This window comes from Bacillus halotolerans (assembly GCF_001517105.1).
Classification (GTDB): Bacteria; Bacillota; Bacilli; order Bacillales; family Bacillaceae; genus Bacillus; species Bacillus halotolerans.
Window position 1 is genome coordinate 59,697 of sequence record NZ_LPVF01000012.1, and the last position, 10,955, is coordinate 70,651.

The following is a 10,955-nucleotide window of genomic DNA, read 5'->3' on the forward strand; positions in this document are numbered from 1 at the left end:
ATACATCACCTGCTTCATTGCGGTATCTTTAATTTTTGACCGGGAAAAATCCAGTGGCCCGGCTGCCTGATATTTCGTTTGCTTCGTTTAATCATTGCTGTTTTATTGGCGTTCCAAATTTTGCGCCATTGCGTACTGTTCCCGTAAAATCTGCCGGCAATGTCCCATAGCGTGTCTCCCTTTTTCACTGTATAGGTTTTCGGAGAGGCCTTTGACGGACGTTTTGCCTTTGTTTTTTTCTTTTGCTTGATTTTTCGGGGGGAAGCGGTTTTGTATTCTTTTAATTGAATATCAAACGAGCGATCACCGATATCCTGCTGGCCTTCGCTATAGGAAAAACCTTCAACACTGCAAGTCAGGTTCACTTTAGTTCCCGTAATCAAAAACTGGACCGGTTTTTTGGCCTTCATCCATTTTTCAATTTTTGTTATCGCGTTTTCCGGCGACGGGACGTTTTGATATTCAGCTATCGGGCTGTATTTCTTCGGAAAAAACGAAGAGAACGAAATTTCTTTCGCTCCCTGTTCGTCAATAAATGTAAGGTCACCGAACTTAGCTACTTTAACCGTCTCATTCTGAACCGTATTTGAAATATTCAGCTGGTCGGGAAGTACGGGGAGCCGCAGCTTGTCCTTCCCTTGTGAAATCCAAAATTCATATACGGATTTAGTCAAATGCAACGACTCCCTTCGTTCCAATATTGATATCCTTTTGCAGTTCGTCTATAAGCGCCTGCTTGATTTTCGCTGCAAGACTTTCGACGTCTTGTCCATTATGGAAGTGCTGGTCACCATTAAATTGAATATAAATTTCTTTTGATCCGGATACCGCTGTCGTTGGCCGGCTTGCCGAAGTAACAGCGGAGACTTGGCCTGAAGAAAGCTCAGACTGCTGGGATTGAGACGGATCTGTCACTTCCATACCCAGAGCTTGCGCTGCTCTCTGAAGGAGGTAGCGGCCGCGTATGCCTCGCTCCTCCGGAATGATCCATTCCCGCTTGTTTCCTTCACCGACACGGGCGATTTGTTCTTTTGTGATCAGTCCGCCGTTGGCATAACCGACATAGGGACCGCCACGTTTCAGGCTTTTAATGCCAGGTACATTATCAATTGAGCCGTATCTGCTTTTGATATAGCCGATCGCTGCAGCAGCGTTGTGAATCGGATTTTTGATGTTACCCATGCCCGGTGCTTTATGAGCATTAAATGTAGTCGGGACTGTCTGCATGAGTCCTTGTGATGGATTTCCCGCCTTCGCGTTGCTATCCCACAGGTTAATAGAGTTCGGGTTGCCTCCTGATTCATACTGAGCAATCGTCATCAATCCTGGAAGCCAGCTTAATGGTGTCTTTGTGGCCATCATTGCAGCCATAAGCCACTGCTTCACATTTCCCCCTACTGCACCCATTCCGGAATAAGCAGCTGCAAGTGAACCGGCTTGCTTTTCAGCGTATTTTTTCACATCGACAGAATCCAATCCTTTTACTACACCAACAGATGCAAAGCGACCGAGACTCATCATAACTCGAGAAGGCGAATGGATATCTAATTCTTCACGGAAAGCCGTCTCAACTTTTTTCGCGAGTTCCTTGGCAGCTTCATGGACTTCACTTGCCTTTGAAGTCATACCTGAAACAAAATTCCCGATCATACCGCTTCCCCAGCCGTTTGATGATTCTTTAGATCTCAAAAACGGCTTATTCACATGTGTATTTACATATTGATCAGTACCGGTTTGGGAACTATTTTGTCCGGAAGCAAACCCTTTGATTGTACCGCTTCCCCATGAGGAGGATTTATTCACGGTGTTCTGGAATGGTGTTTTGACTTTCGTCTGCAGGAAGCCATCTGTGCCAGTTGCTGTGCTGTTTTGCCCCTTAGCATAGCCGCTTACCATCTGTTTTCCGTAATTTGGTGAAGAAGAAATCATTTGTGTAAATGGCATATTGATGTTTTTCTTTTTCCAATCTTCCATTTTAACCGGCTGATTGCTGATGCCTTTACCAAAGCCTTCTGAAAATTGCTGTCCGAGTGTGGACGCTTGGCCTGTAAGATTTGCAGTGTCCATTGATGGGGAGGCTGATCCTGATAACGGACTGGCAGCTGCTCCTCTTGAAACAGATACCGGGCTTCCAGCAGAAGACGAAGCGGTTCCCGTATCGTCTACGACTTGCATACCTAGCTTAGACGCCGCTTGTGAAAGAAGCATCTTCCCACGGCCTCGGTTGTTATCAACTGGGATAACGAATTCCTTGCCGGCTTCACCGATCCATGAGATGGTTGGTTTGGTGATGTAGCCGCCTGTGGCGTTCCGATTCAGAGATTGTTGAAGAACAGTCATATTTGTTGGAGACTGAGAAAAAATGTTATTAGTAGTTGTTTTAGAACTAGCTTTACCTTTCGAACTCTTTTCACTTGTTTTTTTCTCTAGATGAGTAATTTCCTGTCCTCTGTTTGTTACTTTTGTAAAGAAACCACCGACTGCATCTTTAACATATCCTATACCTGAACTAGCAGCATCTTTCAAATCAATTACCCATTGAAATTTCTCAGCAATTTTCTCTGCTACTTTAACCAATGGTTCTTTCACATGTTTATTAAACCAAGTTTCAATTCCATCCCATGCATCCTCAAAGAATTTCCTTGCATCATCAAATTTTTCTTTTATTGAAGTTTTAATATCTTCTACTTTTGTGACAATCGGGTTCCACACATTATCATAAAACCAATTCGATACACTGGACCAAATATCAGAAATAGTAGTCCATGCACCATTGATTTTACTCCAAATCCATGTTGCTGCAGTTGTTACTGCTTCACTCACAGGGTTCCACACATTGTCCATGAACCACGTTGAAACAGTAGACCATATGCCTGAAATAACTGTCCAAGCGTTACACAATCCAGTCCATATCGTTGTAGCAACTTTAGTAACTGCTCCGCTTATTGGATCCCACACATTATCCTTAAACCATGGGTAGACAATGTTCCATACTGCCAAAATGCCATCCCATGCATAAGCAAACAAACCTACTATAAAATTAATTACGGGTACAGCTACATTATAAATAGGCGTAAACACATACTGGTCAAACCAAGTTGAAACTTTACTCCATGTATCTTCAATCCAAGTAATAGCCCCATTGGCAGTATCAGAAATAGAATTCCATTTTCCACTCCACCACTCTTTGTTAAATAGTGAATTGCTTATGTTCTCCTTTAACTTAGAAGTATCAAACATCTTACCAATGTTCTTACCTGCTTCTTCGCCGCCTATTCCGCCTACTAAACCGCCGCCGACTCCGCCGATAGCTCCCCCGACTACTGTACCTTCCGGACCCACAAAGGATCCGATTGTCGCACCAGCCTCTGCTCCGGCAGTTGCTCCTGCTTCTGCGCCGGCAATGCGTCCTCCGATTGAACCAACCTTTTCACCAGCATTATCTTTATTGATTCCAGCTAGATCGAACATTGCTAAAGCAGATCCTACGTATGGAACAGCCTTACCCATTCCTCTAAACGCTTTTCCTAGTTTGGATGAATCCTTCCCTAGCGATTTTAAGCTTCCGAACCAGTTCTTGAACTTCGAACCAGAGGACCGTGGCGCACTTTCACCGGATGTGCCGCTCTGGCGTCTTCTTATTACCTCTCCAGGAACCCTAAGTGTTCTGTTTGGAGCCTTTGTCGGGCTTTTCTTTTTTTATAGGTTTTTCTATTTTTACTGCCCGGACTGTTACCTCCGTCTTCACAGCAGCAACAGCAACAATTTCCTCCTGTATTCCGGTTAAGGACTTTATTATCCGTTTCAGAATTTTCACCAGAATCGTCCTTTTTTTGAGGTCCTAGAATTTTATCAATGATCTTATCAAACACATCATTTTTCAGCTTTTCTATCAATCTTTCTTTGAAACGATCCAAAAAAGCTTTGCCTATTTGGTTGAGCGTATCCTTAATCCAAGGCCAAGCTGACTTTGTCCACCAATCCTTCAGCCATCCTTTGATTTTCCCGACCCAGCCAGGTTTTTGATCAGAACTTTTGTCAGCGCCTTTATCCGAAGCTTTGTCTGATTCTTTCTTAGATTTGTCTTTATTAATCGGGCTTTCTTTTTTATTGATTTTGTCTGATATTTTTGTCTTAACAACGACCTTTACATAATAGGTTTTTTCAAATTTCTTCAAAAGTGCTGTTAATCGATTCACTGTTTTTGTAATTTCATCGATAACTTTTAATTTGACTGTATATCCGTTTTTCAAATTTTTCTTGATATAACCAATAATCTTTTTTACGGCTGAAGTAACCTTGTCATCTGGAACCAAAAGGAATGATAGCTTTTGATTAGATAGCATCTTTTTTATTTTTTTGTACGCAGCTGCTGTCCTGTCTACTAAAGATACAGTCAGCTTCGTCTCTTTCGGCAGCCGCTTAAGTTTTCGTTCAATCGCTTCCAGCTTTGAAGTGGCTTGGTCATCAAGTACAACTTTGATTTCAAGTGATTTCGCGAATTTCAAAATAATGTAGTCATTTATTTTTCTCAGCCGGTAAAATGCCTGATCTTCTGCTCTGATACTGATTTTGATTTGCCGATTAATGGTCTTTACTTTTTTTTCGACCTCTTGGAATCCTTTATGTATCCGTTTTAGTTTTTTAGATACCTTGTCTTCGAGATCAAAACGGGCTGTTAATTTTGCGATTTTAATTCCCTCCTCTCCTTGATTCTTTTTCTAATAGATCTAACTTATATCCAATCAACCCAAATAAAAGAGCTTTAAAGTGCTTTGGTGCTTCATATAATTCAAGAAGCTGGGATGGCGAATAATGAAGTTCATGCATTGCATAATATAAATACACAGCTTCTTTATCGCCATCCTTTACTAGTTTTTTGCTTCTTCTTCTAGATCTTCAAGATCATCTTCAAAACCATTGATTTCAATTGCTTTATTCAGCCAGTTTGCATATTCTCCTCCCACCGATAGTACACGTTTGGCGACTTCCACCGGGTCTGCTGTTTTGTATGCCTCTCTTAAATCTTTTGAACGAAAATCCGGATAAATAGTGGATTCGATGGCAATTCTCGCATAAAAACGCTGGGAGTCTAAATCTTTAACGCGTCCGCGGCCTTTCACATTTTTAAATGTTGTATTTTCTTTCTCCAGTTCATCAATTCGTTCGGTGGTAATTGGTTTTAAAATAAACGGTATGACATTCCCTTTTTTATCAACAAAACGTTTAGAGATCGGCACTTTGATTTCTTCGGCTTCGATTGTTTTTCCCGGCATAAAAAAGGAAAGATCATATACGTTTTCGTTCTTCTCGCTCATGTAAAAAACTCCCTTATCTTTAAATTGATTTCATCATTTAAAAACAGACCTTTCTGAGAAAGGTCTGCTTATGGCTTGTTCAGTTTTGATTAAAACGTGTCAGAAAGCTTTTCAGGCACGTCGAAGTCTTCAAATGTAAACGGAACTTCTTCCTCTAATGCTTCTGAATCGACATCGAGGCTGGCGATTTTTGCGGAGTCGAAGTTTACGTCGTAAAGCGTGACTCTTTCTGTTCCTCTTCCGGAAGATTTATCATCTAACACAGCCTGCAGGGTGAAATAAGGATCGCTGCCTTTTTTGACGTAGTCCATCATAAGGATTACAAATTTTGATGTGACTTTGTAGAACGTCGCTGTGCCTGTTCCGTTTGCCCCTGTTGTTTTATGGCCTGTCATGCGGCGGCCCATAATATTTACTTCAGACTTGTTTTTCTCCACATTTGCTTCAAATGTTTTGATATGCGCCATTTCTTCTCCATCGAGAAATAAGCGTCCTTCTTTACCTGAAATCGTGTTTTGTGCTTTTAATGCCATATTAGTTTACCTCCACATTAAAGTAGAATTTTTCTGCTGCGTCGACAGGCTGTACAGCGAGGTCAATCAAGAAGCCGTCACGGTCTTCATTCATTGAAATGGTGATATCTTGATCAGAATCAAAACCGGTAATGCCGCCCGCATCCTGAAGTGTTGTCATGTATTGCGTAATCATCGTTTTCACATACTGAAGCCCGTCTTCAGAGGCCGGGATGTCGCTTCCGCTTCCCTTTCTTGATTTGATTAATGCTTTCAGCTCGCGTGTTAAATCGTTATTGACGGCGTCGAGTACACGGACGATTTTGTTTTTCGCAAACTTCTTGTTTTTCTCAGCCGTAAACGTGACAAGTGAGTTAATGTCTTTTTCTACGCTTACCGATTTATCGCGGGCGTCAAATGTGAATAAAAATTCGCCTTTGCCTAAGCGTTCCACAATCGCGTCGTGGTCAAGGCGGTTTAAGACATCAACGGCGCCTTCATACTCCACAAATGTCAGCGATTGGTTAAAGGTTGCTCCCGCACTTGCGCCGGCTACCCACGCCGTCGCTTTGTCCGGTGTCACTTCTGTTCCATCTTCCAGCAGCACACCTTCTGTCACGTTGATGATGCCTTCATAGTCACCGCTGTAATTGGCTGTTACCCCTTGGACTTTTTGCCCTTGTCCGTCACGCAGACGCTTAATGAATGCGGCAAAGGTCGCCTTCAGCTGATCTCCTTCTGCAACCGGCAAAGCGATGACATCAAAGCTCTCCGTTTCAGCCGCAGCCAAGAAATCAGTATAGTCTGAGTTGACCGGCGCTTTATCCGTACCGCCGGATAAACGGATTCCCGCAGATGCGTTCAGCGTCTCGGCAGCCGCGTCTCCCTCTGATCCAGTCAGCGGAATTGAAGAGGAAAGATCTCCTGTTCCGGTAAATGTCACATAGCCGTTTGCTGTTAATTCTTCAGCTTTTTTGACAGTCTGTTTATCCACTTCTGATTCATCCATATACGTTGTGACATCAAATGACGCTGCATCCAGTACATTTTCATTAATGCGGATGATGATGTCATTCCCTTTTGATCCGCCGTATAGAGCAGTCGCTTTAACGCCTTCGGCAATATCGGCAGATGCTCTGACGCCTTCAGTGAGGCGGTACATCAATACCGTTTTCGCGTTTTTCTTCGCTTCACACAACAGTAATAAAGATGGATCGTCGATGCTGAGACCCACTTTTTTGTTTAAATCCTCCACGCTTGAAATGGAGACGAATGTTTTCGCTTCGCCCCAGCTTGATGCGACCGGAAGTGCGACCGTCCCCCGTTCACCAAGTGACACCCGTTCCTGTGCCGTCGTTTTAAAATTGAAATAAATGCCTGCACGGTCCTTTTCTTTTCCTGCTGTAAATGTTCCGCCATTCATTATTGCATGACCTCCTTAGTTAAAAATGTTTGGATCAATTGACTAGCCTCTGATTTCGTCAGGCGTGTTTTGTCCACGCCAAATAAAGCCCCCTGAAGGATCTCCGGCTTAACGCCGAACAGTTCCTTTGCGTGCTTGATCAAATCCGCTGTATCAAAAAGAGCTTCCCGGCTCTCTGTATGTACAGCCTTCGCTTGTTTCTGCTTTGCCACCGCTATTTCACCCCGCTGTTCATATCGATATCCTGTAAGACAGGCTGTTCTGTTTTGTGATAATAATATCGGCTGCTCCACCTGATCACCATGACCGCCTCGCCCCTGTCTCCCACCCTTGTCTCAATTCGGGTGATGCGAAGCATATCCCCTGTCTTCTCACCGGATTCACTAAGCAGCGGAACTATATTTCTCGCTTCTCTGATGGCATCCGCGAGCCTGTCCGCTTCATCCAGCGCCTGCACGGAGTCAAGATGAAACAGCTTCACATTGAGACTGTAGGTTTTTTTAAACGTGGAGACTGTATCTGTTTCTTCAAAAACAGATGGCGCAGGGACATATAAAGACGGCACTTGAAAATGATCAGGCAGCTCGCTTTCATAAATGGGAACAGACCACTGGCTGTACAAAAAAGCCATGATCGATCCTGTTTCGCTGTTCATCTCGCTCCTCCTTTACATCTTTTTCAGCCACTGGCGCAATTTATGTTCCATTGATTTTGCAAACAGCTGTTCATATAGAAGCAGTGCATGCTCCCAATAGCTCGTGCCGGGTATCCATTTTTTCTTGAGTGCCATGCCTGTGGAAGAAGCCGGATCATAGATAAACCGTGAGCCTTGAAAATGCCCCGGCACCCATCTCACATCGTCCGCTTTCGACGTCCAGTGGCCGTCATTGAGAAAAGAAGCATATTCAAGCTGGGTCCCGACCTCAAGTGAGAGTCCGCCGCTTTGTATCTTCCAGAGGTTGTCCTCTGAGCCTTTCTGAAAGGAGCTGAGCAGTTTTTCTGTATCTATCGATTGCGTGCTGATGAGTTCAGATTGTACGATCTCCAGAAAATCTTGCCCGCACTCTTCAAGCCACCGGGACGCCTCGCGGGAAAAACCGCCGGATGCCGCTCCTTTTAACGATGCGTTCAGCTGTTTAAGTCCCGCTATCTTCATAGACTTTCATCTCTGACAGCGATGACTTCCCAATGATGGTGTCTGATCTTTTTTGGCAGCTTCAGAATATAGCTGTTGTGTTGCCAAATGATTTTGTCGTTCATCCGGATATCCGCAGAGCCTGGAAAATGGACAAGAAAGCTGTGATACACGGTTTGATCAGGCTCCTCCTGAATCAGCTGCTGCGTTTTTTCTGTAAAGTAGCAAGGGACATTTTCTTCATCGGGTGTATTCGGATATGAAAATACCGGCTGAAGCTTGTCCGCCGGAATTCCGAATCGTCCCGCCGGCGGCGGCTGCGCTTTTTCATGATAAATATTACAGCGATGAATCAGCATCTGCTGATAACTCATAACGACCGCACCTTCAATCTGGCGGACTCCGGAACATAGTCCGGTGCGATAAACTCTTCCAGCAAATGATATACATCGGGCTTTTGAATGCCGGCTTCACCTGAAACCGTGTAGGAGTAATCCCCCATTTTCTCAGACTGATAGCTTGATGCGGCTGATTCGTCGCTGTTTACTAGCGCAAAGTATTGGGCGAGCTTCAGCAAAGCTAATCTCGCCTTTTCAGGGAGCGGGTCGTAGATGCTGTCTGTAAAGCTGTGCCCTGTAATGAGGGCCGCTTCCGATTCCGCCTCGATGATATCCTGCGCCAGCAGTTCTTCCGGCCTGTTTTTCACCTGGTCATAGACCGAATAGGCGGCAACGTCCGTCGGTTCGATGAGCATATAAGCTGGCCACCCCATTTCAATTATTCTTTTACGTTAATTAATTTAGCGCAGGCATCCTCTTCCTCGAACTTGCTGTCCAGCTTCGCCGTTAAGACAATGATGAACTTACGGGAGCGGATATCCTTGTCGACTTCAATTCGAATATTGCGTGAGAAGCCGAGAATGATATTTTTCGGATGTGTCAGAATGATATCGGACGCATCATATTGCGCGTCTCCCTCTCCGACTGCGTACGGCTGAATATTGGATACCCCTTTTACCGGTACGCCGAATGCTGTGGACAAGCCGCCCTGAACAGCCTGGTCCCCAAGATTTGTCTGACGGTCCGCCACGCGGTCCTTCCATTCAACTTCTAAGCCGTGCGACGTATAGAATCTGAATTCCTGAGGGATGCGCAAATATTTCGGCGGAACAGCCTTTAAACCTTTTTTAAATGTCGCTCTCGACAGTTCTTCACCGTTCATATCGACGATGTGGGACACTGCTTGTTTACGGATGCCGTCCAGCTGCGCCAGGTATGGATCTGCTGATGCAGTATCTCCGTTTACGATCAGCTCTTCAATATCAACTGCCGCGCGCTCTGCTAAAATTTGCATGATCGTTTGCTGCAGTCCGCCTTTTTCAATATTGTTTTCGAGCGTGTCGTACGTAATGTTAATTTCCGCAATGACTTCCTTTGTGTTCAGCTGGACAGTGCTTGTCGTCGGAACCGCCAGCTCGTCTGTTGTCAGCGCCTTTCCTTCTTGAGCCGCGCGCAAAATACGCTGGCCGAAGCCGATTTTCTCAAATTTTTGCGAATCGTTTTCCATTTGAATCACGCGGGATTCACTGAAAATCGTCGGCGTGTTTTGCACCATGCGGATAAAAGCTGATGCTTGTGCAGGGTTCATGAGCCCGCCGCTTTTTAAAGCAGAAAGCGACATTTCCGCTTTCCGAATGATCTCTTGATTTCTCAATTGATTTCCTCCTCTTTGACTGGTTTACAGCAGTCCGCTCCAGATTGATTTTTTGACTTGCTCTGTATTGCCGGCCGCATCGTCCGCCGTTTGTTTAGAGGCTCCCCGAGCTTTTTCCAGAGCCTCAATGCGTTCGATCAGCGGGGCAATCATGTCCTCAACGAGCTTCTTCAGGCGCTCGTCATCTCCCGTCTGCTCCGGTTTTTCCTCTGTTTCTGTGTTTTTTTCAATTGTCTCCAGCCGTTTGAGCAACGGATACAGCGCATGCTCGATTGATTCCCTCATGTCTTCTTTCCTCATTTCTTCAGTCTCCTTTCCTGTTTTGTCGGCCAGCAGCTGTTTAAACACACTTAGGAACCCGGCTTTTTCAACCGGTTCTTCTTCATATACATCAGCAGTGCCCGCCATGCTGTAGCCGGTGATGATGCCGGCTTTGATTTGTTCCCACACCTCATCTGACGCTCTTGTCACAAGCACCCACGAGCCCTTTGTAATCCGTTTTGTTCCGATGATAAAATCATCGGGCGCCACATAGGATTCAACGACCACGCCTGTGCCGCCTTCAAAGCTGTGATTGATATCAATCTCCCGCGCGTCTGCAAGAAAGCCATGCGCTGCTTTTTCAATTTCTTCTGCGGTCATATAGTCGCCGTGGGCATCTGGAACATCAGGCTCATACACAATTCCGTATACGAGCTTTTGTTCATCCTGCTCGCTTTTCGTAAACAGCCGAACCTTTTTTTCAAATGACGGAGGTTCGGCTGACTTTGTAAAGAAAAATTCTGTCTGGTTTGCCGCCTTGTCCACATAGCTGACAAAGCTGATTTTGGCATTTTTCAATTCCCGCGCCACCT

Annotated in this window: 12 protein-coding genes and 1 pseudogene; all 13 read right to left on the minus strand. The window is 44.8% G+C overall.

Annotated features, from left to right (window positions below; translation table 11 throughout):
* Positions 1-14 precede the first annotated feature (14 nt).
* Entirely contained in the window at positions 15-674 is a 660-nt protein-coding gene (locus tag AU387_RS15445) for a LysM peptidoglycan-binding domain-containing protein (protein ID WP_059336107.1), read from the minus strand.
* Positions 667-4,691 (minus strand): annotated as a pseudogene (locus tag AU387_RS15450) (transglycosylase SLT domain-containing protein). The gene AU387_RS15445 and the pseudogene AU387_RS15450 overlap by 8 nt, the downstream one beginning before the upstream one ends.
* Position 4,692: 1 nt before the next feature.
* Positions 4,693-4,830 (minus strand): hypothetical protein, encoded by a 138-nt coding sequence (locus AU387_RS20760; RefSeq protein ID WP_010788343.1) that lies wholly within the window; start codon positions 4,828-4,830, stop codon positions 4,693-4,695.
* Between the two features lie 41 nt (positions 4,831-4,871).
* On the minus strand, positions 4,872-5,318 hold the full coding sequence (locus AU387_RS15455) for a phage tail assembly chaperone (protein WP_003232676.1): 447 nt from the start codon (positions 5,316-5,318) through the stop codon (positions 4,872-4,874).
* A gap of 89 nt (positions 5,319-5,407) precedes the next feature.
* Positions 5,408-5,851, minus strand: a complete 444-nt coding sequence (locus AU387_RS15460) for a phage tail tube protein (RefSeq protein WP_003220592.1) — start codon at positions 5,849-5,851, stop codon at positions 5,408-5,410.
* Position 5,852: 1 nt separating this feature from the next.
* A complete protein-coding gene (locus tag AU387_RS15465) occupies positions 5,853-7,253 on the minus strand; it encodes a phage tail sheath family protein (RefSeq protein ID WP_059336108.1) in 1,401 nt (466 codons plus the stop codon).
* Positions 7,253-7,465: a YqzN/YkzM domain-containing protein gene (locus AU387_RS15470; RefSeq protein WP_059336109.1), complete on the minus strand. Its 213-nt coding sequence runs from the start codon at positions 7,463-7,465 to the stop codon at positions 7,253-7,255. The genes AU387_RS15465 and AU387_RS15470 overlap by 1 nt, the downstream gene beginning before the upstream one ends.
* A gap of 2 nt (positions 7,466-7,467) precedes the next feature.
* Positions 7,468-7,908: a phage tail terminator family protein gene (locus tag AU387_RS15475; RefSeq protein WP_059292947.1), complete on the minus strand. Its 441-nt coding sequence runs from the start codon at positions 7,906-7,908 to the stop codon at positions 7,468-7,470.
* A gap of 12 nt (positions 7,909-7,920) precedes the next feature.
* Positions 7,921-8,409, minus strand: a complete 489-nt coding sequence (locus tag AU387_RS15480; RefSeq protein WP_059336110.1) for an HK97 gp10 family phage protein — start codon at positions 8,407-8,409, stop codon at positions 7,921-7,923.
* A complete protein-coding gene (locus tag AU387_RS15485; protein WP_059336111.1) occupies positions 8,406-8,762 on the minus strand; it encodes a YqbH/XkdH family protein in 357 nt (118 codons plus the stop codon). The genes AU387_RS15480 and AU387_RS15485 overlap by 4 nt, the downstream gene beginning before the upstream one ends.
* Entirely contained in the window at positions 8,759-9,142 is a 384-nt protein-coding gene (yqbG, locus tag AU387_RS15490) for a protein YqbG (protein ID WP_059336112.1), read from the minus strand. The genes AU387_RS15485 and yqbG overlap by 4 nt, the downstream gene beginning before the upstream one ends.
* Before the next feature lie 23 nt (positions 9,143-9,165).
* Complete coding sequence (locus AU387_RS15495) at positions 9,166-10,101, minus strand: phage major capsid family protein (protein ID WP_059336113.1); 936 nt, start codon at positions 10,099-10,101, stop codon at positions 9,166-9,168.
* Positions 10,102-10,125: 24 nt separating this feature from the next.
* Positions 10,126-10,953: an XkdF-like putative serine protease domain-containing protein gene (locus AU387_RS15500; RefSeq protein ID WP_024121065.1), complete on the minus strand. Its 828-nt coding sequence runs from the start codon at positions 10,951-10,953 to the stop codon at positions 10,126-10,128.
* Between the last annotated feature and the right edge of the window lie 2 nt (positions 10,954-10,955).